The 25,374-nt window shown below is 32.0% G+C and carries 21 protein-coding genes and 1 tRNA gene; 6 read left to right on the top strand and 16 right to left on the bottom strand.

Features of this window, described 5'->3' with window-relative positions; translation table 11 throughout:
- Nucleotides 1-58: 58 nt before the first annotated feature.
- Nucleotides 59-589, bottom strand: coding sequence for an RNA methyltransferase (locus ACN0WY_RS00280; protein WP_417799178.1), 531 nt, complete (start codon nucleotides 587-589; stop codon nucleotides 59-61).
- A 108-nt stretch (nucleotides 590-697) separates the two neighbouring features.
- On the opposite strand from ACN0WY_RS00280, the gene mutS reads away from it, so the two are divergent.
- The gene (gene mutS, locus ACN0WY_RS00285; RefSeq protein WP_417799179.1) at nucleotides 698-3,307 is read left to right on the top strand and encodes a DNA mismatch repair protein MutS; all 2,610 of its coding nucleotides are present in this window, start codon (nucleotides 698-700) and stop codon (nucleotides 3,305-3,307) included.
- Between the two features lie 2 nt (nucleotides 3,308-3,309).
- Here mutS and ACN0WY_RS00290 read toward each other — a convergent pair whose 3' ends face one another.
- Nucleotides 3,310-3,765 carry a hypothetical protein gene (locus ACN0WY_RS00290; RefSeq protein WP_417799180.1) on the bottom strand — a complete coding sequence of 152 codons (456 nt, stop codon included), beginning with the start codon at nucleotides 3,763-3,765 and terminating at the stop codon, nucleotides 3,310-3,312.
- Nucleotides 3,766-3,848: 83 nt separating this feature from the next.
- On the opposite strand from ACN0WY_RS00290, the gene ACN0WY_RS00295 reads away from it, so the two are divergent.
- From ACN0WY_RS00295 to ACN0WY_RS00310, 4 genes are all read left to right on the top strand, one after another.
- Nucleotides 3,849-5,183 (top strand): MATE family efflux transporter, encoded by a 1,335-nt coding sequence (locus tag ACN0WY_RS00295; protein ID WP_417799181.1) that lies wholly within the window; start codon nucleotides 3,849-3,851, stop codon nucleotides 5,181-5,183.
- A 21-nt stretch (nucleotides 5,184-5,204) separates the two neighbouring features.
- Nucleotides 5,205-5,972, top strand: a complete 768-nt coding sequence (locus tag ACN0WY_RS00300) for an enoyl-CoA hydratase/isomerase family protein (RefSeq protein ID WP_417799182.1) — start codon at nucleotides 5,205-5,207, stop codon at nucleotides 5,970-5,972.
- 2 nt (nucleotides 5,973-5,974) lie between these two features.
- Entirely contained in the window at nucleotides 5,975-6,148 is a 174-nt protein-coding gene (locus ACN0WY_RS00305) for a hypothetical protein (RefSeq protein ID WP_159611134.1), read from the top strand.
- Between the two features lie 184 nt (nucleotides 6,149-6,332).
- Entirely contained in the window at nucleotides 6,333-6,782 is a 450-nt protein-coding gene (locus ACN0WY_RS00310; RefSeq protein ID WP_330488837.1) for a 6-carboxytetrahydropterin synthase, read from the top strand.
- Between the two features lie 33 nt (nucleotides 6,783-6,815).
- Here the strand turns inward: ACN0WY_RS00310 and pth are convergent, their stop codons facing one another.
- The 3 genes from pth to ACN0WY_RS00325 form a co-directional block, all read right to left on the bottom strand.
- Nucleotides 6,816-7,382, bottom strand: coding sequence for an aminoacyl-tRNA hydrolase (pth, locus tag ACN0WY_RS00315; protein ID WP_417799183.1), 567 nt, complete (start codon nucleotides 7,380-7,382; stop codon nucleotides 6,816-6,818).
- A gap of 138 nt (nucleotides 7,383-7,520) precedes the next feature.
- Nucleotides 7,521-8,096, bottom strand: coding sequence for a 50S ribosomal protein L25/general stress protein Ctc (locus ACN0WY_RS00320; protein WP_330488839.1), 576 nt, complete (start codon nucleotides 8,094-8,096; stop codon nucleotides 7,521-7,523).
- A 21-nt stretch (nucleotides 8,097-8,117) separates the two neighbouring features.
- On the bottom strand, nucleotides 8,118-9,059 hold the full coding sequence (locus tag ACN0WY_RS00325; protein WP_330488840.1) for a ribose-phosphate pyrophosphokinase: 942 nt from the start codon (nucleotides 9,057-9,059) through the stop codon (nucleotides 8,118-8,120).
- 111 nt (nucleotides 9,060-9,170) lie between these two features.
- Between ACN0WY_RS00325 and ACN0WY_RS00330 the strand changes: the two genes are divergently transcribed.
- A tRNA-Leu gene (locus tag ACN0WY_RS00330) sits at nucleotides 9,171-9,254 on the top strand.
- A 236-nt stretch (nucleotides 9,255-9,490) separates the two neighbouring features.
- Here ACN0WY_RS00330 and ACN0WY_RS00335 read toward each other — a convergent pair.
- The 11 genes from ACN0WY_RS00335 to ACN0WY_RS00385 form a co-directional block, all read right to left on the bottom strand.
- Nucleotides 9,491-10,582, bottom strand: a complete 1,092-nt coding sequence (locus tag ACN0WY_RS00335) for a helix-turn-helix domain-containing protein (RefSeq protein WP_417799184.1) — start codon at nucleotides 10,580-10,582, stop codon at nucleotides 9,491-9,493.
- Nucleotides 10,583-10,584: 2 nt separating this feature from the next.
- On the bottom strand, nucleotides 10,585-13,113 hold the full coding sequence (locus ACN0WY_RS00340; RefSeq protein WP_417799185.1) for a sacsin N-terminal ATP-binding-like domain-containing protein: 2,529 nt from the start codon (nucleotides 13,111-13,113) through the stop codon (nucleotides 10,585-10,587).
- 53 nt (nucleotides 13,114-13,166) lie between these two features.
- Nucleotides 13,167-14,087 carry a Wadjet anti-phage system protein JetD domain-containing protein gene (locus ACN0WY_RS00345; protein ID WP_417799186.1) on the bottom strand — a complete coding sequence of 307 codons (921 nt, stop codon included), beginning with the start codon at nucleotides 14,085-14,087 and terminating at the stop codon, nucleotides 13,167-13,169.
- Nucleotide 14,088: 1 nt separating this feature from the next.
- Nucleotides 14,089-17,265, bottom strand: a complete 3,177-nt coding sequence (locus tag ACN0WY_RS00350) for a hypothetical protein (protein WP_417799187.1) — start codon at nucleotides 17,263-17,265, stop codon at nucleotides 14,089-14,091.
- Nucleotides 17,258-17,947: a condensin complex protein MksE gene (locus tag ACN0WY_RS00355; RefSeq protein ID WP_113786292.1), complete on the bottom strand. Its 690-nt coding sequence runs from the start codon at nucleotides 17,945-17,947 to the stop codon at nucleotides 17,258-17,260. Before ACN0WY_RS00355 ends, ACN0WY_RS00350 begins: the two co-directional genes overlap by 8 nt.
- On the bottom strand, nucleotides 17,917-18,738 hold the full coding sequence (locus tag ACN0WY_RS00360) for a hypothetical protein (protein WP_417799188.1): 822 nt from the start codon (nucleotides 18,736-18,738) through the stop codon (nucleotides 17,917-17,919). The genes ACN0WY_RS00355 and ACN0WY_RS00360 overlap by 31 nt, the downstream gene beginning before the upstream one ends.
- A gap of 176 nt (nucleotides 18,739-18,914) precedes the next feature.
- Entirely contained in the window at nucleotides 18,915-19,187 is a 273-nt protein-coding gene (locus tag ACN0WY_RS00365; RefSeq protein ID WP_417799189.1) for a hypothetical protein, read from the bottom strand.
- A gap of 136 nt (nucleotides 19,188-19,323) precedes the next feature.
- The gene (locus ACN0WY_RS00370) at nucleotides 19,324-21,012 is read right to left on the bottom strand and encodes a hypothetical protein (RefSeq protein ID WP_417799190.1); all 1,689 of its coding nucleotides are present in this window, start codon (nucleotides 21,010-21,012) and stop codon (nucleotides 19,324-19,326) included.
- Complete coding sequence (locus ACN0WY_RS00375; RefSeq protein WP_417799191.1) at nucleotides 21,009-22,601, bottom strand: hypothetical protein; 1,593 nt, start codon at nucleotides 22,599-22,601, stop codon at nucleotides 21,009-21,011. Before ACN0WY_RS00375 ends, ACN0WY_RS00370 begins: the two co-directional genes overlap by 4 nt.
- Before the next feature lie 12 nt (nucleotides 22,602-22,613).
- On the bottom strand, nucleotides 22,614-23,726 hold the full coding sequence (locus ACN0WY_RS00380; protein WP_417799192.1) for a UvrD-helicase domain-containing protein: 1,113 nt from the start codon (nucleotides 23,724-23,726) through the stop codon (nucleotides 22,614-22,616).
- Nucleotides 23,723-25,363, bottom strand: coding sequence for an ATP-dependent nuclease (locus ACN0WY_RS00385; RefSeq protein WP_417799193.1), 1,641 nt, complete (start codon nucleotides 25,361-25,363; stop codon nucleotides 23,723-23,725). Before ACN0WY_RS00385 ends, ACN0WY_RS00380 begins: the two co-directional genes overlap by 4 nt.
- Nucleotides 25,364-25,374 lie beyond the last annotated feature (11 nt).

Genomic DNA, 25,374 nt, shown 5'->3' on the forward strand with positions numbered 1-25,374 from the left:
AGCAAATTACTTCGTTTTTATTTCAACTTCACTCAAAAAAACACTTAGTCAGGTAATATTATTTTTTCATTTTCGTAAACAAATCCCATAACACTACACCGCAACTTACCGAAATATTTAACGAGTGTTTGGTACCTAACTGCGGTATTTCAATACACCTATCAGAAGCAGAAACGACTTCTTGTTGTACACCTTTTACCTCGTTACCAAATACTACCGCGTATTTTTGGGTAGTTTCAGGAGTAAAAGTATCTAACATGGTACTATTTTCTGCTTGCTCAATACTCAATACTTTTACACTTTCCGCTTGTAGTTTTTCAACTAAATCCACCGTGTTTTCAACATATTCCCATTCTACCGATTCAGTGGCACCTAAAGCGGTTTTATGAATTTCTTTATTAGGAGGCGTAGCAGTGATACCACACAAGTAAATTTTTTCAATTAAAAAAGCATCTGAAGTTCTAAAAACAGACCCTACATTATTCAAACTACGAATATTATCCAATACGACGATGATTGGGGTTTTATTGGTTTGTTTAAACTCTTCAACGGTTTTTCTGCCGAGTTCGCTGTTTTTTAATTTTCTCATTTTTTTTGGGTAACTTTTTGAGGTCATTAGCTAAAAGCTAATGACTAAAAGCTAATGACTAAAGACTTTTTTCTATCTTCGCAAAACTAACCCAAAAAATCCACAAACTTGGCAAAAACAAAGGCAAAAAAGGTAACTCCATTAATGCAACAGTATAACGGAATCAAGGCAAAATATCCGGATGCGATGTTGTTATTTAGAGTAGGCGATTTTTATGAAACCTTTGGAGAAGATGCGGTAAAAGCATCCAAAGTTTTAGGTATTATTTTAACTAAAAGAGGAAGTGGCAGCGAGAGTGAAACCGCGTTAGCTGGTTTTCCGCACCATTCTTTAAATACCTACTTGCCTAAGTTAGTAAAATCTGGATTGCGTGTTGCGATTTGTGATCAGTTAGAAGATCCAAAAATGACTAAAAAGATTGTAAAACGGGGAGTCACAGAATTGGTAACTCCTGGAGTTGCGTTGAACGATGAGGTATTACAATCGAAGTCGAATAACTTTTTAGCAGCCGTTCATTTTGGGAAAAAGCTGTTAGGAGTTTCGTTTTTAGATGTGTCAACTGGAGAATTCCTAATTGCACAAGGAAATGAAGAGTACATCGATAAGCTTTTACAAAACTTTGCGCCAAGTGAAGTTTTGGTAGAAAAAAAATACAAGCAGCGGTTTTTAGAAGCTTTTACCAATCGTTTTCATGCTTTTTATTTGGATGATTGGGTATTTCAAAAAGATTATGGAGATGAATTACTTCGAAATCACTTTAAGGTAAAAACATTAAAAGGATTTGGAGTTGAAGAGTTAGAATACGGAATTGTAGCTGGAGGTGCAGCTATGTACTATTTATCGGAAACACAGCATAACAAAATAGAGCACATACAATCTATCAGCAGAATTGCTGAAGATAATTATGTGTGGATGGATCGCTTTACCGTAAAAAACTTAGAGTTATACGGTGGGAACTCGGTGAACTCGGTTTCGTTATTAGATGTTATCGATAAAACGATTTCTCCGATGGGCGGGCGATTGTTAAAGCGTTGGTTAGCGCTTCCGCTAAAAGATTTAGCCCAAATTCAGCAACGACACGAATTAGTGAAGTTTTTAATTGATAACGATGCCTTTTCTGAAACAATAACGTATCAGTTAAAACAAATTTCCGATATCGAACGATTGATATCAAAAGTTGCTACGGGTAAAGTGTCTCCAAGAGAGGTTATCTTGTTGAAAAATTCGTTGAAAGCGATTCTTCCGATAAAAGAATCCGCAGAAAGCAGCGAAAACGCTGCCGTTAGGTTATTAGGAGAAAAAATTAATACTTGTGATGAATTAATTGATAAAATTACCGAGACTGTTTTAGAAGAAGCCCCTGTAAATATCAATAAAGGAAATGCGATTGCAAATGGAGTTTCAGAAGAGTTGGATGAACTACGAAGTATTTCAAACTCAGGAAAAGAGTATTTAGATACAATGCTTGCTCGTGAAACAGAGCGAACTGGAATTCCGAGTTTAAAAATTGCGTTTAATAATGTTTTTGGATATTACATAGAAGTTAGAAACACGCATAAAGATAAAGTTCCTGAAGACTGGATTCGTAAGCAAACCTTGGTAAACGCAGAGCGTTACATTACCGAAGAATTAAAAGAATACGAAGCTAAAATTTTAGGAGCAGAAGAGAAAATTCAGCAATTAGAAACGGAGATTTTTGCCAAGTTAGTACAGTACATTATTGGGTTCGTACAACCTGTACAACAAAATGCACAAAATGTGGCTAAGATAGATGTGTTGCAATCTTTTGCAACCTTAGCTACCGAGAATAATTATGTGCGTCCACTAATGGACGATAGTACCGATATTGAAATCAAAAATGGCCGCCACCCGGTTATTGAAAAACAATTACCAATTGGTGAAGAGTACATCGCCAATGATGTTGTGTTGAACCGTAATCAGCAACAAATTATCATGATTACAGGTCCGAATATGTCGGGTAAATCAGCCATTTTACGTCAAACAGCTTTGATTGTATTATTGGCACAAATGGGAAGTTATGTTCCCGCTCAAAATGCCCGAATAGGTATGGTGGATAAGATTTTTACCAGAGTAGGTGCGAGCGATAATATTTCGATGGGGGAGTCGACATTCATGGTTGAAATGAATGAAACTGCATCGATCTTAAATAACATTTCCGACCGTAGTTTGGTGTTGTTAGATGAAATTGGAAGAGGAACATCTACTTATGATGGAATTTCTATTGCTTGGGCGATTTCAGAATACTTACACGAACACCCATCGAAAGCAAAAACCTTGTTTGCAACACACTATCACGAGCTAAACGAAATGACCTCGACGTTTGAGCGTATCAAGAACTTCAATGTATCGGTTAAAGAATTGGATAATAGCATTATTTTCTTACGTAAGTTGGTAAAAGGAGGAAGTGATCATAGCTTTGGAATTCACGTGGCAAAATTAGCAGGAATGCCAAGTATGGTAATTCATAGAGCAAACAAAATTCTAAAAGAGTTAGAAAACTCACATTCACACAAAGAGGTAAAAGAAACCTTGAAAGAAGCACAGCATGAAGATATGCAAATGAGTTTTTTTCAGTTAGACGATCCGTTATTAGAAGGTATTCGAGAAGAAATTTTAACCACAAATATTGATACGTTAACCCCAATTGAAGCCTTGATGAAACTGAACGAAATTAAGCGAATGTTAACAAAGAAGTAAAGTTACTTAACATCGTCTTTGGTATGTAATGTTTTATCTTTTCCTAAAGAGATTAATATAAAAGTATTTTCATCAATCTTTTTGTAGTAAAAAGGAGTGTTCCAAGAGTCAATTAATAAATCCTGGTATAGAGGATTGTTTCTTGTAATTCCTTGCAACTTGTCAGGGTATGTTCCTAAAGTAGATTTTTCTTGTTCGAGTAGAAGGGAAATTTGTTGTATTTTTTCTGAGTCTTTATTTTTTAAAGAAAAACTACTTGCAAAAAGAACAAGTAAACCTGAAGCTATAACTACAGTTATTAAAAGAGCTATGCCGAGTCTTTGGTAAGGAGAAATCGTTCTTTTTTGTGGAAGACTCTGCTCTTTTTCAAAAGCGTGCTGTTTTCTCCTTTTCTTTCGAAATAACAATTGCTGAATGTCTAAAATAACTTCAGAAATACAACCAATAAGGTCGATCATAAAATACGATTCATTAATTAAAAATAAGTGTTACCAAAGTTACAAAATCAATACTGAATAGTATTATTTTTGATTTTTGTATGATGAATCACGATATTAGTTTTAAACAGATAAACAAACTAGCAATGCCTGCCCTAATTGCTGGAGTGGCAGAACCGTTACTTTCTACTACAGATTTAGCCATTGTGGGGAATATAGAACACAATGCTACTGAAAGTATTGCTGCTATTGGTATTGTAGGAGCTTTTTTATCGATGTTAATTTGGGTGTTTGGACAAACACGTAGTGGAATTTCTTCTATTGTTTCTCAATATTTAGGAGCTAACAAGCTTGACGAGGTTAAAAACCTGCCTGCACAAGCGATTGTAATCGTTTTGGGAGTAAGTGCGCTTATTTTAGGATTGAGTTATCCTTTTGCAAAAGAAATTTTTGAACTATACAATGCTTCAGGAACCATTTTAGACTATTCGGTTGAGTATTATAAAATTCGTGTTTTCGGATTCCCGTTTACGCTTTTTACCATTGCTGTTTTTGGTACCTTTAGAGGGTTGCAAAACACGTATTATCCGATGGTAATTGCGCTCATTGGAACGTTTATTAATATTGTACTAGATGTTGTTTTAGTGTATGGAGTAGAAGGGTTTATTCCTGCTATGCATATTCAAGGAGCTGCCTATGCAAGTGTGGTTGCGCAAGTTACGATGGCAATAATTTCGGGGGTGTTATTAATAAAAAAGACGGATATTTCGTTAAAATTCAGCTTGCCGTTTAATGCAGAAATACCAAAATTTATCATAATGGTGTTAAATTTATTTGTGCGAACCATAGCGTTAAATGTAGCCTTGTATTTTGGAACTTCGTATGCTACAGATTATGGAGATGCCTATATAGCGGCTTATACCATTGGTTTTAATTTATGGCTCACAGGTGCTTTTATGATTGATGGCTATTCTTCTGCAGGAAATATTTTATCAGGTAAATTATTGGGCGCTAAGGCTTATAAAACATTGGTAATTTTAGGAAATAGATTAATTACATACGGATTCCTCTTCGGATTATTATTAGCCGTTGTCGGTTTTGTTTTATATCAATTTATAGGAAAAGTCTTTACTAAAGAACCAGAAGTTTTAGAGCAGTTTTACAATACCTTTTGGATTATTTTAATCATGCAACCTGTATGTTCTATCGCCTTTATTTATGACGGAATGTTCAAAGGAATGGGAGAAATGAAATTTCTACGAAACGTTTTATTGTTAGCAACAGGATTGGTGTTTATACCTACCCTATTGTTTTTTGATTCATTAGATTATAAACTGTACGCTATTTGGATTGCTTTTTTCTTGTGGATGATTGCTAGAGGAGCTCCATTAATTGTAAAGTTTAGAAGAAAGTTTTTACCACTTGCTCAAAAAACGTAATTTTGAACAAACAACAAATACATGACGACAATTAGAGAAAATGGAAGTTTATATACGCATATTGAAAATAAGATTGCCACGGTTGCGTTCGGGCATCCAGCAAGTAACTCCTTTCCAAGTGTGTTATTAGAACGTTTAGCAACTGAATTTGATAAGCTTTCAACTAATAAGGAGGTTTCAATAATTGTACTAAAATCAGAGGGAGAACGAGCGTTTTGTGCTGGTGCTTCTTTTGATGAACTGGTAGCGATAGACAATTTAGAAGACGGGAAAGCTTTTTTCTCAGGTTTTGCCAATGTAATTAATGCGATGCGTCGTTGTTCGAAACTAATTATTGGTAGAGTACAAGGAAAAACTGTGGGTGGTGGAGTTGGATTGGCAGCCACTTGTGATTACGTGTTAGCTACAGAACACGCTTCTATTAAACTTTCTGAATTTACAATAGGTATTGGTCCGTTTGTAATTGCGCCTGCTGTAGAGCGAAAAATTAGCGTGAGTGGATTAGCAGAATTAACGTTAGATGCTACCAGTTGGAAAAATGCGTATTGGGCAAAAGAAAAAGGCTTGTATGCACGTGTTTTTGAAACGCAAAGAGAACTGGATAAAGAGGTTGAAATCTTGTCAGAAAAACTCGCTTCGTATAATCCTGAAGCATTGGCTGAAATGAAAAGAGCCTTGTGGATTGGAACGGAACACTGGGAAGAATTGTTAACAGAAAGAGCAGAGACTTCTGGTAAATTAGTGTTGTCTGATTTTACCAAAAAAGCATTAGAAAAATTTAAAAAATAAGAATGTTTGTAATTCAAAATGGAAAAAGTACCACAGCTTATAAGGCAGGGTATGAAGTAGGACAATGGATAGCACATAACCCTATGTTAGCCGTGTTTACAGGAGCGGTAGTTTCGGTAGGTTTTGTGTGGATTTTAACAAAAGTTGTAAAGCAAATTCGTACTTTTGGCGAATAAAAACAAGTATTAAAATGGGAAATTCTTTCTTTGCTATTTTAGCAGCAGGTGTTGCTGTTATTTATTTTTTTAATAAATACAGAGCAAACAAAAAATTTAGAAGAAAATAGGAGTTATTACAAACGTAAAGAAGTAATCTTTTTTTTAAAGCTTATTTTATTACTTCTTTAGATATAGACAATTTATGAGTAAGATTCGAATTACCAAGCAGTTTACTTTTGAAACTGGACATGCATTGTACGGTTATGATGGCAAGTGTAAAAATGTTCACGGACATAGTTACAAGCTTTCAGTTACCGTAATTGGATCTCCAATTACAGACACATCTAATGTGAAGTACGGTATGGTAATTGATTTTGGGGATCTAAAGAAGATTGTAAAAGAAGATATTGTTGATGTATTTGATCACGCTACTGTATTTAACAAAAACACACCTCATGTTGAGTTGGCACAAGAGTTAAAAGATCGTGGACATCATGTGATTTTAGTTGATTACCAACCAACAAGTGAAATGATGGTGATTGATTTCGCTAAAAAAATTAAAAGTAGACTTCCTGAAAATATCAAACTACACGCTATTAAGCTACAAGAAACAGATACTAGTTTTGCTGAGTGGTATGCTTCTGATAATTAATCTTTAAAAACGAAGTTAATGGAGTAAAATTAGTTATTTTCCGTTAAATTCATTCATGGTATTGGCCAAACCAGCGGTAATAAAAGAAGTAACCGCTTTTACAGAAAAAGGGATACGCTCTATCATTGCACTTTCTTCATCAGTACTCCATTTGCCTAAAACGTAATCTACTTGACGACCTTTACTGTATTCAGCTCCTACACCAAAGCGAAAACGAGGGTAAGCACCAGTATTAAACTTATCTTGAATATCTTTTAATCCGTTGTGTCCACCAGAACTTCCTTTTCCTTTGATACGAATTTTTCCAAAATCAATGTTTAAGTCATCGGTAATGATGAGTAAATTTTCAACGGAGATGTTTTCTTTTTGCATCCAATATTTAACTGCTTTACCACTAAGGTTCATGTAGGTATTAGGTTTTAAAACAATTACTGTTTTACCCTTTATTTTAAGTTTGGCAATATCACCTAATTTTTCAGTTTCGAAAGAACCTTCATGTTCTTTTACAAAAGCATCAGCAATTTTAAAGCCAATATTATGGCGTGTGTTGTTATATTTTTCGCCAATATTCCCTAAACCTACAATTAAAAATTTCTTCATCGTATTGTCTTCTATAGCTGTTGATTGTGTTTTTTTAAAAACACATAATTTGTTTATAAAAGCATTAAAAATCATGTGGCAAAAATAAAAAAAGCGCTACACTTGGTAACGCTTTTTATTATTTTGACTACATAAGTCTTATTTTTCTGCTTCTGCTGCTGCTTTTGCCGCGTTACGAGACATACGTACTTGAGCAACTACTGTGTTGTCTGGGTGTAAAATAGTATAGTTATCGTTCTTTAATTTAGTAACGTATAACTTATTACCAATTTCTAACTCTGTAATATCAGCTTCGATAAAATCAGGTAAGTTTGCTGGTAATGCTTTTACTTTTAACTTACGTAAGTTGTGACGTAAAGCACCCCCTACCATAACACCTTTAGAAGATCCAACTAAACGAACTGGGATGTCCATAGTTACAGCTTTGTCTTCGAATAATTGATAGAAATCTACGTGTAAAATACTATCATTTACTGGGTGAAACTGTATATCTTGTAATACAGCATTGTATGTTACACCATCTAATTCAATCGTAGCAGTAAATACGTCTGGAGTATATACTAATGACTTGAACGATTTTTCGTCAGCTGAAAAGTGAACAGGTTTGTCTCCTCCGTATAATACGCAAGGAACCTTTCCAGCATTACGTAAGGCTTTTGTTGCTTTTTTACCTACGCTTTCTCTTTGAGATCCTTTGATTGTAATTGATTTCATTACGTTGTTTATTAAATTTATTTACATTAAAAATTGATCGCTAATAGATGTATTGTCTTGGACTTTATGCATCACATCAGCGAATAAAGCGGCGCAAGATACAACTTTTATTTTAGAAATGTTCTTTTTTAAAGGAATTGTATCTGAAACGATTAGCTCTGTTAATTGCGAGTTTTGAATTCTTTCATAAGCATTGCCAGAAAGAATTGGGTGTGTACAAATAGCTCGTACACTTTTGGCACCGCGCTCCATCATTAAATCAGCTGCTTTGGTAAGTGTCCCTCCAGTATCAATCATATCATCTACAAGAATCACATTTTTACCAGCTACTTCACCAATTAATTCCATGTGAGAAATTACATTGGCTTTTTGACGTTGTTTATAGCAAATAACAACATCACTTTCTAAGTATTTAGAATAGGCATAGGCTCTTTTGGAACCTCCCATATCAGGAGAGGCAATGGTTAAGTTGTCTAGGCCTAAACTTTTAACATAGGGTAAAAAGATGGTAGATGCGAATAAATGATCTACTGGTTTTTCAAAGAAACCTTGAATTTGATCAGCATGTAAATCCATGGTCATAATTCTGGTTGCTCCAGCAGTTTCTAATAATTTAGCTACCAGTTTAGCTCCAATCGCTACACGAGGCTTGTCTTTTCTGTCTTGGCGAGCCCAACCAAAATAGGGCATTACGGCGGTAATATGTCTTGCAGATGCACGTTTAGCAGCATCACACATCAGTAACATTTCCATTAAATTATCAGTAGAAGGAAAGGTTGACCCTACAATGAAAACTCTTCGTCCTCTGATTGACTCTTCAAAAGCAGGTTGGAATTCACCATCGCTAAAATGTGTAGTAATTACATTTCCTAGTTTGGTTCCGTAAGCATTGGCAATTTCTTCTGCTAGTTCAATGCTTTGAGAACATGCAAATATTTTTGGGCTTAATTGATTTGTAGCCATTTACAAAAAGATATTTTTAGTTAGTGTTGTTGTTGGGACAAAAATAAAACTATTTTAAGAGTTTAAAAGACATTTTAAATTAAAAATTTTATAGATTTGCACTCATCAAAAGCCAAAGTGGTGGAATTGGTAGACACGCGGGATTCAAAATCCCGTGCTAGCAATAGCGTGAGGGTTCGAGCCCCTCCTTCGGTACAATTTTTAAAAGCCGGTGTTTTTGCATCGGCTTTTTTCTTTCCTAAAACATACCTAAAACAAATAGTCTTTTTTTGAGTTAAATAATCAATCTTAATAACCTGAAAGTAACTATATAAAGTTTTGTTGTGACCTCAAGAATAATAAGCTTTTCGGTAAACAGGTAGTTTTTTGTTTTATACTTTCCAGAAAATTTTCTGATTCTGTTAAAATTCTTCGATAAAATTAACCACTCACTATTCAAATTCAATGTTACTTTCTGTAGCAAGTTTATATTTTGTAATTGCAGACTTATCTATTTCGTCAACAATTTTAGAAAGAAGGATAAGACTATCGCAAAGGCTGTCTATTGGAATTTGATATTCATCATTTAGTTTAAGTTGTCCTCTATAGTATTTCAGAAATTTTTCATCAATAATTCCATTTCTATGGGTAAATAAATGCCTTATTTGAAGTATTAATTCGATTTCTTTTTCTTTAGTTCTATCAATTACATTCAAATCCCTTATTTGCTTGTTATCTTTAATAAAATTTTTAACACTCCCTTTTTGAAGTTTTCCTATTTTTTGATTTGCACAATACTTAATAAAATCTTGTAAATCAGAACAATTTAAAACTTCCTCTACCGTTACTTCCTGCTTAGATTTTAAAGTAGAGGGGTTTGCCAAAAATATTTCATAGAGAAGCTCAGATAGATATGTCTCAAAATTATCTGCAAAAGAAGAATAAAGTATTCTAGTTAAAATCTTTCCCTCTTGACTAGAAGTAGGTTTTTTAGGAGATTCAGGATAAAGAATATGTTGCAGGTCATCTATTATCCTCAAAATACTTTGATAGTGTTCTATTAATCTTAATTTTGAATTAGTAATATTTATTTTATAATTATTGAGTTCATCATTTAAGGTTTTAATCCTCGTATAACTATTATTAGTGAAATCAATTTTTTGAGGGTTGGTTAATACAGATTTATTCTCTATACGCTTATAAATTTTCCCCTCTAAATTAATTTTGGTATTAGATTTTTCTGTATAGATAGCATACAGTTTTTTATTATTATAATTTAAATATTGGTATTCAACTTTTGGAGATGGTGTTAGTAAATCTAGTGCTTTATGAGTTATACTGTTTGCATGAAAATCTTGACTTAAACCATTTATCTCTTTGCTGTTTAATGCACCTAAAATAATATATCCTCCGTTAGCATTAGCAAAAGAAGATATTAGTCTTGCTATATTTCTAGCTGGGGGCAAGACAGCTTTATACTCAATTTCATTGCTATTGTTTTTTTTCTCTTGGAGAATCTTTATTATTTTGTCTTCAATACTCATATTTATACTGGTATTTTATTTATTCCGGTATTCTTTATTATTTTTCCTAATGTTACTCTTTTAGGTGTATCAATACCATTATCAACCCATAATTCGGAATTTTCATAATCCAAAATATCTTTTTCCGACCCATAATAAACTATTATAAAACCATTATCTGAAGGACGAGTAACAATGTAAATTGATTGTCCATTTTTTTTAATACCACCAATGGCTGATTTTGAAATATCAACATCCAATTCACTGCAATCGTATTCATCAGGAAGGTTTTTCAAATGTTCTATGATTCTGTTTTTAGCTCTAGAGATTAGTTTTTCAGCATAAAGAAAGGAATTAACATTTTGATTAGAGCTATGAAACATTTTGGTAAGATCTTTATCCTTTAAAGCTTCTTCTAATTCCTCTATTGATGTCACTCCTAATCCAGCTAAATCTTCTTGTGTTAACTCAGAACTTTGGAAATTCCCTACGTTTTTAGATGAATCTAATATTCTTCTCAACTCAGTAACATCATTCAAGTTATAATCATTCAGGAGTGATGTGAGTTCTCCATTATTTTCTAAAACTTTAGGATTTTTATCAATTACATCTGCAACTTTGGATAAATCAGTACTACTTTTCATTATTCGATAAAGACTCTCTTTATCAGGAATAGTATTCATGAATAGCTCAGCTTTTTTTCTATGCAATTCAGAAAACAAACTTTTTATATCATCAGGATTATTATATTCAAACCATTCGGAAAGAAGAATTATAGCTTTATTGTAATTTTCATCTCTTTGATTAGGACGATTAACTTTATCTGTGATTTGACTTGCAATGTCTTTTTTTTCTTTAACATGATATCTTCCAAAACCAATATTTTTGTTAATTAAAATATTATTCCAATCATCTTTCAACAATTTAAGAATTTCAATAAGTGGTTCATCCTTTATTTTGTCGATAAAGAGCTCATTTTTTTTAAGAAACTCTCCATTACGGTTAGGAACAATTGCATATTTTTCAATTAGAAATTTGTTTGCATCTTCTTTAAGTAAAAATTTTCCAACACTGTTTAGCCACTCATAGCAATCTTTATTCTTTAATGCTTTCGTAAGTTTATCTACATTTTTATATTCTTCTATATCTTTTGCTAATTCTTTATAATCTAAGAAATTCCATTTACTCCAAGATTTGTTTAACCATTTATCACTTTGCTCTTTTTGAGAAACAGCATCTGGAAATAAATCATAATTAAACTCCCATAGTTTACTCTTTTCCTCTTTCGTATATTCTTTAGAAGGAAACCAGATATCTTTTATAGCTTTTTTCTCTTCACTTTCTAATTCAACAATCTTTATATTAGTTAAAAAATTACGTAATGGTATTTGAATTTTTTCTCTATACCATTCTTTATTAATATGTTCCACATTAGGAACCTTAGTTTCAATCACATTAAAGAAGTTTGAATAATTTTTATCTGATAATTCTTCCAATAACTCTTTATACAAAAAAAGAGCTTCTTGTATTAAATTTTGATTTTCTATAACTTCATTATCGTTTTCTTTTTTTAACCATATGCCATTTCTTTCAGTGAGCGGATTGAAATAAAAACTATTCACGATCATAGGAAAACTAAAATTCTCTGTACCAATTAAAGGAAAATCACAAAAAAGCTTAGGAAGATTTTCTATTTCTTTAAAATAATAGGAATCATTTATTTTTTCTAATTGACAAGCTATAGATGTATTCTCCCCAGAATGTTTTAAAATATAGATTGTAGAATCAATTCCATTTTCTGTTTTTTTAATAGAGGTTATAAATTTCTGTATTTTCGTAGTATCATTTTTGAAAGTAATATCTTTTTGTTCAATATTATTTATGATTTGAATACTTTCTATTTTAGGTATAAAAGCTAAAACGTATGGTAATAATTTAATAAATTCATCAATTCCTGTTTTAGCAATTTGTTTTTGTTCATCAGTGTTAAGAGAATAGCTGAAGCAAGTATTATAATCATTTTTATCGTATAGCTCCGGAGTTATTTCGGTTGCTGATTTGTGAAATTCTTCCCAAGCAATATCTATTTTTGGAGTTAGGTCTTTTATTGTTTTACCATCTCTATTTAATGGAAATTCAAAACGATAAAAAATTCCATTTTTGGCTTCAAGAGTACCATTAATGAAAACAGTTCGAGATAATAAATGTGTGGTTAAGAAACCTGTTCCGAAGCGTCCAGTTTTTCTTGTTTGTTCTCCTTCTTCCACCTCTTTAGAAGAAATTTGATTAATTAGCCCTCTAATATCATGTTCGGTAAAATGTACTCCGTTGTGTTTAAATTGAACTTGATTATCGTTTAATATTATTTGAACAGAAATTTTATGATTTTTATGATCAACAGTACTATCTTTTGCATTTTGCAACAGTTCCCACGCCCATCTTCCTTGATTATATTCTACTGTTTTGTCTAAATCATGTAATCTTTTAATGATTTTGTCAGCAATTGATCTATTACCGTCTTCTTTTCTACCTTCTTCTAGTGATTTTATCATTATTGGTTGTTTTATTTTAAATTATCTACTAACTCTGAGATTCAAAAAATAATTTAGTGCATTGCTTCAATCATTTTTTTTAAGTCATTGGCCTCTTCTACAATCCAGTGATCTGCTTTGATGAGCGATTTTATTTTCTCTTGATAATTTAGAGGATATAACGATTTATTTAACCCAGAAAGTAGTTCAGGCTTTTCTGGATGCTTCCATAAGCTACTGTGGTCAGTATCTACTATACTTTTACCTTCAGCGGTTGGATATAACAATTCTATTTGAGGGATAATCGCTTTTGCCAATTCAAAAATTTCCAAGCCGTCCTTATCCCAATCCCCTGAATAGAAAATACGGATTCCTCTTGTGTCTGCGTATTTTAGCTTTTTTACATTTCTACCACCAGCATACCATAATTCTATATTGTTTGCTCTTGGCATTTTATCTTTTCTCAAAAAGTCTAAATTCTCACAGAGTACTATTGTTTTAGGGTTGTCACATTGAAGAATATACAAATATTGTTGGTCTTTATTTTCGACTAGTTTTATATTTAGAATAGTATTTATGGCATCAATAAGTGAATCTTTCCTGTCTAGATATTTGTCGTGTTTAAAGAACATAGTTGAAAAACCTCTTACGGTTTCTTGTGCTTTAATCAACTGCTCGCGTGAAGGAATAAGAGTTTGAGCATCATTCTTAGTTTCCAGCTCAATCAATTTTTTAATGTCACCTTCCTCAAAACGCTTTTTTAAAAGATTGTATTTCTCTAGGAATCCATAGTAAATACCGAAGTTTTCAAGATGATGTTTTTCATAATATTGATTGTACAACTGCTCGTTAGGTATATAGAATTTATCATTGCTTCTTATCTCTTTGGTGTCTATTAAGAGACAGAATTCAGAATCATTTTTTAGTGAAGCCTTTTTTTTGACTTTCCTATGATGATAAAGCTCATTAAGTGATTTGAGGACAGTCCAATTCATATTAATTTAACTGTGCTTTTAAGTAGATTTCTAAATCCTCTCTACCCTCATTAGTTTTAAAGTAACTATTAGGTGTTGGATAGTTGATGTTTTTATCACCTGCACCTTCAATTAGGTGGTGTAGATACCAACCTTGTTTGGTGTCTGAGCCAAAAGGCCGTGGGGTCATTGTTAAAATTTGATACCCAAACTCTTCAGCGATATTAGGAAATGTGCTAAAGTTCAAACTATCCAAGTTGGACACTTCTTCTAAGATAAGGAATTTAAGACCTGGACGGTTTGCATCTAACACTACAGATAACCTACCGATACCAAGCAGAACGATTGCTGTATAGTTTTCACCAGTACTTCCATCGGGTTTTTCAACGTCAAATTCATCTGTAAACTTGGTCTTCAACTCAAAATAAGTTTTTGGGTCGAGAAGGTTAGAGAACTTAATACGTTGGTTGAATTTTGGTGTAGCTTTAATAAAGAAGTCCTCAACAAATTTTTCTACTGAATCCCCAACTGGTAGTTCGTCACTTTTATATACTTGTTGCGATGATACTTGTAACTCATTAATCCATTTAATATCAAAATCTTCTGGTGCGTTAAACTCTATTTGGAAATAATATTTATCACTGATTTTTTTGCCCTTGAAGAATTTGTTAAGATTCTTGACGGTATCGCGGTACTCGTTATACTTGCCTTTAGTCTGCTTGAAAATGCTTAACATAGTTTCGTGTATAGCTTCAAACATTCCATATCTACTGCTGTTAAGTTGCTTCAGCTCTTCACTGATATTCTGGGTGTGTTTAATTTTGGGGCCAAGTAATGTGCTTTCAATAACCTCAAAATTAAAAGTTTTCTGTTCTATCTGTTCAATAATTTCAGGGGCGTTCTCAATAGTTGGAAATTTATTGATGATCCCTTTATAATCACCTATGTAATTGGTTTTTTTATCATTGAATTCTGAAAAGACAAATGTTCTTTCGATATTTATGAATTGTTTTTCTTCAATCTTTTTAAATTCAAAATCAGGGAAGAAACCCAAGAAATTTTTGGTTACTGTAGTCAGTTGGATTTTGAGTTTTTCTATAGTGTCTTGATATTCTTTGGGTTGACTTTTAAGCGTTGTTATCAATTCCATTTTGTCACTAAGCCTACCTTTATCTGCTTTGTGTTGAGCACTAAGTTCAACTTCTTCTCTTTTTAGACTTTCAATCTTCTCTTTTAAGGATTTAATTTGAGCAGCGATGTCTTTTTTCTCAATTGGAAAATTAATCTTGGCTTCTAGTTTAGAGAGCGTTTTTTCTTCTTTTGAAATCTCAAGTTGATAGGTCTCTTTTTTATACTCTATATTTTGCATCAAGCCCAAGGTCAATTTTAAATCATTAAACTGGGAAAAATCACGTATGCGCTGGTCGAGAGATGCATCAACATTAATCAACCTGTCATTGTAAGTTTCACCCCTACCAAATGATTCTATTTCTGATAGCTCTTTGTTAATTTTAGTAATATCTTTATTTATCTTATCTTTTTGATTTTTAAGTGCTTGTTTTAGGATTTTAATATCGCCAAACATTCGTTTGTCATCGGTTTCAGGCACAAATTCCCGTACACCACCTAAATTGTACCAATAGCCCTTGTGTTCCTCGTCTTTTTCAATGTTCTTTTTATCAATAAACTCGAAATCGGTAACGTATCGAATTCCGGAAACTACATTTTCGGGCTTTTCCCATTTAACATTTTGAAGCACTTTGAAAAGGATGGTTTCCTGTGCAGGCGATAGTGTTTTTTGTTGTAATATCAGCTGTCCAAAAAAGGAACTTTTATCTTTTTTTGTAAGCAGTTTCAATAAGTCGTATAAACCAGCCTTTTTCGTAGAAAGTATATTCTTTCTATCCTCTAGCTGTTGCTGTTGCAATTCCGTTTTGTCTTCGATACCTGTTAGAGAGCAATACTTTTGGTATACTATAGTAAATTCTTTAACCCTTCTTTTTATTTCAGGTGTTTGATAATTCTCTAAATTCGGGATATTAATAAAAACCTCATTTTCTATTGGTGGTAAGACGATGTCATCCAGTTCCTTTATGTCCTTTTTCAAGGCTTCAATCCTATCGAATATGTCTTTATAAGGGTTTAGAAACTCTAGAGATTGCTCTAATTCCTGATACCGCTTTTTAGTCTGAGCTATTTGCGTCTCTAGCCTTGGATTACCAGTTCTTAAAACCCGAACTGTTTCGTCTGCCTTCGATAAATCCTTTTCAATCTTCTTTAAACGCTTCTCTTTTTCCGATATATCTTTCTTTATTTGTACGTACTCGACACAAAGATGTTCCTTGAAAGTGTCAAGGTATAATTCGTTGAGCGCATTAAGATTTTTTAGAGCTTCCTGTTTGTTTTCAAGAGTATCTATGAGTGTGTCTAAGTCTTTGTAATCTGTAATGAGCTTTTCTAGATTCTTTTTATGTTTTTCGTATTCAGATTGGATATCGTCCATCTTACCATCAAAAAGAAAACGCTTTAGGCTTTCATCGCTATCTGTATCCAACGTTTTTGCCTTGGAAAAAGACTGAATCACCTTGGCAAAAGCATCTAAGCTAGAATCTAGTGCAAGGTTTATAGGTAGAATCCCTTTTTCAAACAAGAAACTGTAGAGTTCTTTTTTCTGTGGTTTGTCTGAAAAACTTCTGAGAAACAACCTTTTTTCTTCTCTAAGATGAATCATCAACTTATCTATTGGTGGGATAGTATTGCCAATTAGAAAATCTTTGTAGAAGGGGATGTTGTCCTTATGGATTACCAAGTCAATGAGTTCTTCGTTATCATCTTTTCCGTAGGCTTGATTCAAAATCCAAAAAGACCGTAACGGTCTGCTTTTTTTATTAGGAATATTAACGCCCAGTGTTATGAAATAGTCCTGTTCAGTTTCTATGTTGATAAAGACATAAGCATCCGATGTTTCATAGGGTAATGTCTCAATTTTCCTTGAGTCTTTTTTATTACTTTCTGTACCAAAGGCAATCTTCTTTTTGTCGGAAACAAAAAGTATTTGCAGTAGATCTGCAATGAGTGATTTCCCAATACCATTTTTACCAGTAAAGTCAGTTCGTATAGGGTGTAATAAGTAATCTTGGTTGTAATGCATAATAACACCAACCGTTGAGATAGAATATATGCGTGGATATTTAATCATTGGTTTGAAGTAGATAGTTTTCTATAAATTCATCAAAGTTTGAAATCTCTTTTTCGTAAAGTTTTTGAAAGCGATATATAGGCTCTTTAAGCCTAAATCGAATTTCTTCACCTTCGTCTGGGGTCATAGATTCTACCCAGCCCAATTTGTCAAAATCCCTAACGGTGTTTTTGATATTGGTTTTAACACGTTTCCACTCTGGAGGTGAATATTCTTCACGTATTTCGTTAAACCATAGTTTTTTATAACTCTGGCTATTTTCGCCTTCGATAATTTCTTTTTTAATATCTAAAAAGGTGACTTCTTTTACATCATCAAAGTATTTGTCATAGTACATGTTAAGAAGCATTAAACCTGTTACAGTTTGTGATGGGGATAATTCTTTATAGCGGTTGTTTGAACTTAACGCACCTCTGGTTTCCTCATTGAAATCGAGGAAATAAAATGTGATACTATCTTTAAACTCTCTTTCAAGTCTAAGGTTGTAGAAATAGTCATAATAATATCTGAGCTTGTCATAATATTTATTAAGCAGTTGGTAGAGGTAATAATTACCACTTTTTTGAATATGTCTACCTCTCAAAAGTTCAATATTAAGATCTGCAAATTTTTCTTTCACATCATTGTTTTCCAAAAAATTGAAAGGTGCTTCTATATTATTTGTCGTATTTTCATTTTCCATATTAAGATGTCTTTTTTTGTAGAAACATCAGATAGTTCTCGTTGAATATCAATTTCATACCTGGGATTTCTGTTAGCATATTGAAACAGGTCGAATCCTAGGCTTAACGCAATCTCACTATCGTTTTCTTCTTCTAAAATTTTATAAAAGTGTTCGGTAAAATCAAATTCCTTTTCTTTTTCAAGAATAGCTTTGTATTCACGGAACAGTCTTGCTACATTTTCTTGTCGCTGCAAATCCTTCTGAATCTTATTTTGCTCTTTTTGTGCGTGTTCCTTGTCATATAGGACGGGAATGATTTTATTCTTTTTAATCCCAAAAGAGTCATAATAGGGTACTTCAATAAATTTAAATCGCTCTATTGGTAATATCTTTTTTGGGAATAATACAGGTAGTTTTACAATATCGTTTTTAGAATACGAGGCCTGTTCCAATGTAAACTTCAATAGGCGTTTTAAGTTTATTCGTATTCTCGACTGACTTCTAAAGTTATTTTGAAGATTTCTTAATTGATTGTTGGCATATAGCGAACGATCCATTAACTGTTTCAAGCGGTAATCTACATCATTAAAAAAGTTAATGACATCGTTTTTAATTTTTACTGCTTTTGAATAGTCAGCATTCAGCTGTTCAAATGCTATTTGCTCTTCTTCATTTTCTGGATGTTTAAATGATTCAATTTTATGGTAGAAAAAATCAATTACGTTTTCAATCTCGATACTTAGCGTGTTACCCAATCTAAGGGTGTATTTTATTTCTTCTGATTTATTACTAATTTCTTCAAATACCAAAGCAAATTCCTTGGTTAACGTTATTAGGTCTTCAGATTCTGCCTTTAAAAGACTGTTAAGTCTGCTAATTGATGTTTTAACTACATCTTTTAGAGCCTCTAAGTGGTCTATGATAATCTGCTTGCCAGCAGTACTAAATTCCAGTCTATGCCATATTTCAAAATCTTCTAAATTCTTTATTTCCGAAGCTTTAAATTTTGTGAATTTTTTAAAGGACTATGTAATTTTTTATCAATTAATTCGATAAACTTTTTGGCATAGTCTGTAATAGCAAATTTAAGTTCATCATTTGGTGGTCTTTCAATAAAGAAGTGCAGAAGGCTCTTGACGATTTTTTCAGTTTGTGGTGTTGAGCCTACTTCAATTTTTGAACTTTCTGCAATACACTTTTCAATATCACTATAAGTAAAGTGCTTTGATAATTTTCCGGTCTTTATTTTTGAGTCCAATATATAAATGACTATTCCAGCCTCCTTCGACGGAATCAGATGAACATATAATTGGTGTATGTCTAATATATTTGAATCTATGGTAGTTAATAGGCTTGGTTAAGACTCCTAAAGATAATTATAAAAAGTGTTGTATTTAAAGTTTTTGAGTTTCTTTTAGTTTTTTAATCGGTAGCCTCCAAAATACAGGGAAAGGTTGTGCTCTAAAATGTCTACTAGCTAAATGCCCCATCAGATGAAAACCAGAAGTATAAAATTCGAATTTATCTTCTTTAAGAAATAAATCGATTTCTTCAATGATTTCTTTTCTGTAGTCTTCCATGTTTTCATAAACTACTATTGAATGTTTTAGTCTTCCTTCTCTAGCGCTGTAATTTTTCGAACAAAAAACATTTTCAATTTCTTCCGTAGCGAACCACATTTGAAGGTTGATTTTTGGAAATTGCCCATGAATAAGTGATCTTATTTTTTGATATAATTCAGCATTATCAAGTAGTACGACATACTCTAATATAATAGTTAGAATCATAGACGATTCAGGTTCATGTATTTCATTTCCATTATGAATATCTACCAACTTATCAAAATTGGTTCTAAAAAGAGGGAAGAATTTATATAGATGAAAATTATTATGAAAAGCCACCACCATATTAGAAATCCATTTTCTAATAACTTCAGTTTTGCCAGTTTTCCATAGTAGCTGTAATGATAATGCAATTTCTATAGAATGTTCATCATACTGAGGATAATTAAGAGGGGGGGTATTGAAAATAAATATTTCTAGCGCATTAGAAATTGATAAGGCACTTGTGTAATGTAGTTTAGCCTCTTCATTTTGGTTTGTAGATGCTTTAAATACCAACTCTTGTATTTCTGTCAGACCAACTGTAGCTAGTAAACCTAATTCATTCCAACTATTTAAACTGTATTCTAAATAATTTTTTGAATATTTAGATAGACTATGTTTGGTTTTATAGTGATTTGCTACTTTATTAAAATAGAAAACTCCTAGTTTTCTTTTTAAAAGATGTAAATTATAGAACTCGATTTTTACGTAATTTCTTTCAAAAAGATTATTTTCTTCAATCCAATTCCAAGTGACCAACAATGCTCGTTCACTAGCAATAAGTGAAGGTTTTAAATTATCTATGTCTTGTGACCATTTAAAAATGATTCCAGTACATAATCTAATAAGTCTAAGCTTTTTTAGAACTCTTTGTTTCTGTTTTTCAGGTTTACTTAAAATTTGGTCTAATAGTATATAGAAGTGAGAATAGTCATAGTCGGATAAATCTAAAAAAGCTAATGTTTTTCTTAACAATGATTGATACTTAGATGGAAATAACTTTTCATTATCGAGGTATATATCTAGCATATTAGCCAGTTCACCTGTTCCCCAAAACTCATATGTTCTTTTCTTTTTAGTATGTTTATCTACATAATTTTTCCAATTAGTTTGAACATTTTGAACCATCTCACCATTGGTAGCCACTATAATTTTTATAGGTAATTTTTTATACCTTTTATCCAACAGAGTTGGAATATAGACATCAATAATTTCATTTAAACTTGGACGTACAGAATTAACTTCACTATCCCAACTACTTCTCGTTAAGTTTTTTTGCTTTACAGCAATTAAAAAAACTTTTCTCTTATTATCAATCGGATCAATACCAACAGCAGCTATGTCTACACCATGTTGTCTACCCCTTTGTGGTTTTGATATTGGTGTAATTTTCATTCCTACCAATAAATCAGTTATTAGCGTGTCAAGCTCCCCATCTTCTTTTAATAGTGTTATATATTCACTTAGTATAAATCTCATTGTCTTCTAATAAAATTTTGGCTTTCCAACCTTAAAACTGCCTGCCCAACTGGATCAATATTTTCACCTCTAGGCATTTCTTCACTTTGTGAAAATAACTTTGGCTCCATTTCTTGACTATATTTTCCTCCAAATTTTCCAAAAGCTTTTTTGCCTGCTCGAAAGTGAAGTGAAGTGATTTGACTTAGGAAAGAAGTATCATTTTTTTCATTTTCTTGATGTGCTTTCTGCATTTTTTTATTTTGAATTTTATCGATATACTTTAACCTTTCTCTTGAAGGTTCAAACTCTTTTAGAACGTCTAAATCAGAATAAACCAAGTATAATTTTTCACCTTCTTTGATAATTTGGGAAATAACCTTCTTTAATTTTGAAGGAGCTTTTTTATTTTTTTCTTTAAGAAAATCAATAGTTGAATAATAATTAAAGATTAAATAATCGACAAAAACCCATTTCATGATTGGTATTATTTCAGGATCTTCATACTTGGAATTTAATATCGAATAGAGCATTGACCTAGAAAGCTTTCGGTCATAAACAAAACCAATTATTTTAAACGTTATATACTCAATGTCATAGAAGCTATAATCTTTTAAAAGTGATGTAGATAATTCTATTGATGAAATATTTCTATAGCTCATTTCCCTCATAAGGTTAAATGTCGCTATTTGAAAAGAGACATTATCATCATTTAGCCAACGTGTAATTATTTCTTGAAAATCAGGCATTGATGTATCATGGATCTCATTAAAAACAGATTGAAATAACTTAATATTCTTTGAATTCTCATTACTGAACGTTATCCATTCATTCAAAAACTCCATAACCAATTCTAGATGATTTTTTACAAGCCTACTCAGCATATAATCAAAACTCCTATAATAACCAATGAAAGAAATGTCAAAAGAGACAAGTGAGGTTAAAATAGTTTTATAGAATTCTTTTTCAGTATTTATATCTAGTGCAAAATTCAATATATCTATAAGATGAATTTTGATTTGAGAATGCTCATGATTTAATAATGCAGTTATATGTTGATCGCACTTTGGAAGATAGTTTCGTTTACAACGACAAACAAATAGAATAGCTGCAAGTATATCGACACTTTCATCATTTTTAATTAATTCTGAAAACCTATTATCTAAATAATTTAAAAACTCTTTAGATGGATGCTTATCAAAATCAAAATGAGCAATACTAGATATACCTTGAACGATTTTAGCAGTATCGGTATCTGTGATAAGTTTTTTTGTTTTTTCTTTTGCAGAATTTGGGTCTATTTTAAATAAACCAGAGATTATGTTACCTAAAGCATTTTGAAAATCATCAGTTTTATGGGTTAGTAGCTCTTCATAAAGCTTCTCTGCATACTGTTGATCTTTTGAAGAAGCTAATTCTATACCTTCGTAAAATTGGTAAGTAGAATGATTTTGTTCTTTTAAATATTTAATAAGAATCGGCATTATTTCAATTAACTTTTCGATCTCGATAATCTCAATTTGATCACAAAACCTCCTGTATTTCGCCCAAAATTGATCAACCTCTTTGCCAATACTAATCTCTAATAAGAATTTTTCCGTCTCATTCATTTTCTTTCATTTTTAATCAAAGTTATAAACAGGTAAATTGCTTATTTTTTTTATGTCTTTATCCTTTAATACTATTGCTACACTGTGCTTTGCTCTAGTCAAAGCCACATATAGTTTAGTCCTTGCAGCTTTTGAAATTAAAGTATCCTGGTTGGTGAGCCATTTTACCATTGGTCCAGATGGGTAAATTATTACTCTTTCTAGAGTTAACCCTTTAGATTTACCAAAATTAAGAGCCTGATATTCTTCGTTTACTTTAGTTCTAATAGAATCCCGAAGCTGAAGTGGATTATATTTTTTTAGATACTTATCCAAGTTTTTGATTGAAAGCAGAAATAATCCATCATGCCCTGTAATTTGACTGTTTTCTGAATTACTTTTTGGTAAATCAGGATAAAGAAGATTTGAATAATCACAGATTGATTGAGGGCATCTATAATTAACTTTTAAAGAGGTATCATCTGTTTCAATTTGAAGCTTACTATCTTCAAAAAAGTTTATAATTTCTGACTTAACGTATTTTTTATTTTTTCTTGAATTATTAGTCGAGTATATAGCTTGCCTAGGATCTCCCACCAAAGTAATATTTGTAGTTATTTTGAAGAGATAGTCTAAAACCTCTAAATCATATCCTGCCAAATCTTGAACTTCATCAATATAAATAACATCAAAACATCTGGAAATACGATCAAACACCTTTCCTTTAGATGCTATTTCACATTTAATCACAAGTTGAGCTAATTTGTCAGAATATATTTTGCGTTGAGAACTGAAATAGAATTTTTCAAAGTTTTCTTCTTCACCCCAATAAACGGGAAAGCGACCTTTAAATTTTAACCCAGATCTACCATTAACTAAAATCATACCTTTAGTGTCAAATGAAAACAATTGACCTTGATAAGGTTTCACGCCATGAGATATTAAAAATGAAAACCAAGTCTGTATAAATATGTTCTCTGGAATACAGCCATATTCATCAATGATTTTTTGGTAAATTTCACTTTCACAAGCTTCGGTGAAAGTTGTAATTAGGATTCTTTTACCTTGAAATGCTTTTTGAAGCGCATCTTTTACTATAAAAGTTGTCTTACCAGCACCAGCAGATGCAATAATCAATTTATTCATGTTATTGCGTCTAATATATATTGAGGGTACTTAATTTTTTCATTTGCTTGGAATATTTTCAAAGCGCATTCGGTTTTGTTGTTCCTCATAAATTTATGAAGATCATTTATTTCTTCATATTCAGTTCCAAACATTTTATTTATTGTAGTCAAATCATTAGCTTTTAAAAGTTTTGGTTCTAATGTATTATAGTTAAAAGGCTTGTCACCAATTTTTAGTGTCCCAGTATCAATTATATTATCAAAACAAATTTTAATATTTAATTTGGTATTACCCCCTAAATAGTCTTTATATTTTTTCTTTAATGCTTCGATATTTCCGTCATTATCGGTGACAATACTAACGGGTTGATTTAACTTTTCTGCTATTTCCAAAAACCTTAAAAAAGACACACCTACGGAAATAACTTCTATTTCATCGTTAATAGGTAGCTTTCCCTCATTTCTATCTTGATAAGCTCTTTGAACAATAAGCTCATCTGAATCTCCTTCCACCAAGATTGCTTTTTTACACAACATTAATCTTAATGTGTCATAGCCTGATATTTTCTCAAAAAACGTTTTGGTTTCAGGTGAAAGATCATCAAGCTTTAATGTTTTCCTATCATTAAGTAATATTAGATCATCTAACCCCAGCTTATTTGCCACATAACTATTATGAGTTGTAACAATTATCTGTTTATCATCATCTCCTTCTTTAATTGCATCTATGAGCTGGTTTAATTTTGAGTGAGATAGATGATTTTCAGGCTCTTCAAGAAGAATAACATTAGCTTCTTTCGCCTTATTATGAGCTAAAGCAAGATTAGTCTTAATAATACTTTGCTCACCCTTACCAATAAAATGAAAAGGAATATTATCTAAATAAGTCGTTAGCCCTGTTTCCCAAGCGTTTCTTGAAGACAACTCTACAGATATTTTAATCTCTTTGTTTGAAATTTTACCTGCCTCACTAATCTTATGATTGATAGCTTCGATAGATGGAGCATCCATAAATTGTTCTTTCATTTGTCTGTGTGATTGCGATACACTTACAATCTCATCTTCAGATAAAAGTTCTTTGACAATTCGCCCTATATACACATCTGATCCGTTTTTGTTTCTTGAACTACTAGAATCTATATAGGCAGATTTGAGAGGTATGTTTCTGGCAATAATGGCGTCTCTGGCAAAACTTCTCCATACTACGTGATAATATTCAATTGGAATTGTTTTAACATCTCCTGTTTTTAGTAATGCTTCGTAGGAGGACTTATAAATTTCATTAAACTCTATGCTAAATGAAATACCACTATGACCAATTCCATCACTGTTTTTATCTCCCTCTAAGGGAGCTACTTCAGCTTTTCCGTTAATAAACAATTCTATACAAATGCTTGGAGGCGGAAGAGGGCTATCATCTTTAATACTCTTAATATAGTCGCTTACAGCTTTTTCATTAAATAAGTATTGAGAAAGTTCATTACGAATGTATCTTCCATTGAACATACCAGTTAAAGCTAAATTTATAGCTTCAAGAATTGTAGACTTACCAGCTTCATTGTCGCCTACAATAATGTTTAATCCACTATTTAATATGATAGTAAATTTGTCTTTAAAGCCTTTGAAATTTGTTATAACAACTTTTTTGATTTCCATAGTTTAATAAG

Source organism: Tenacibaculum sp. (assembly GCF_048269885.1).
Lineage (GTDB): Bacteria > Bacteroidota > Bacteroidia > Flavobacteriales > Flavobacteriaceae > Polaribacter.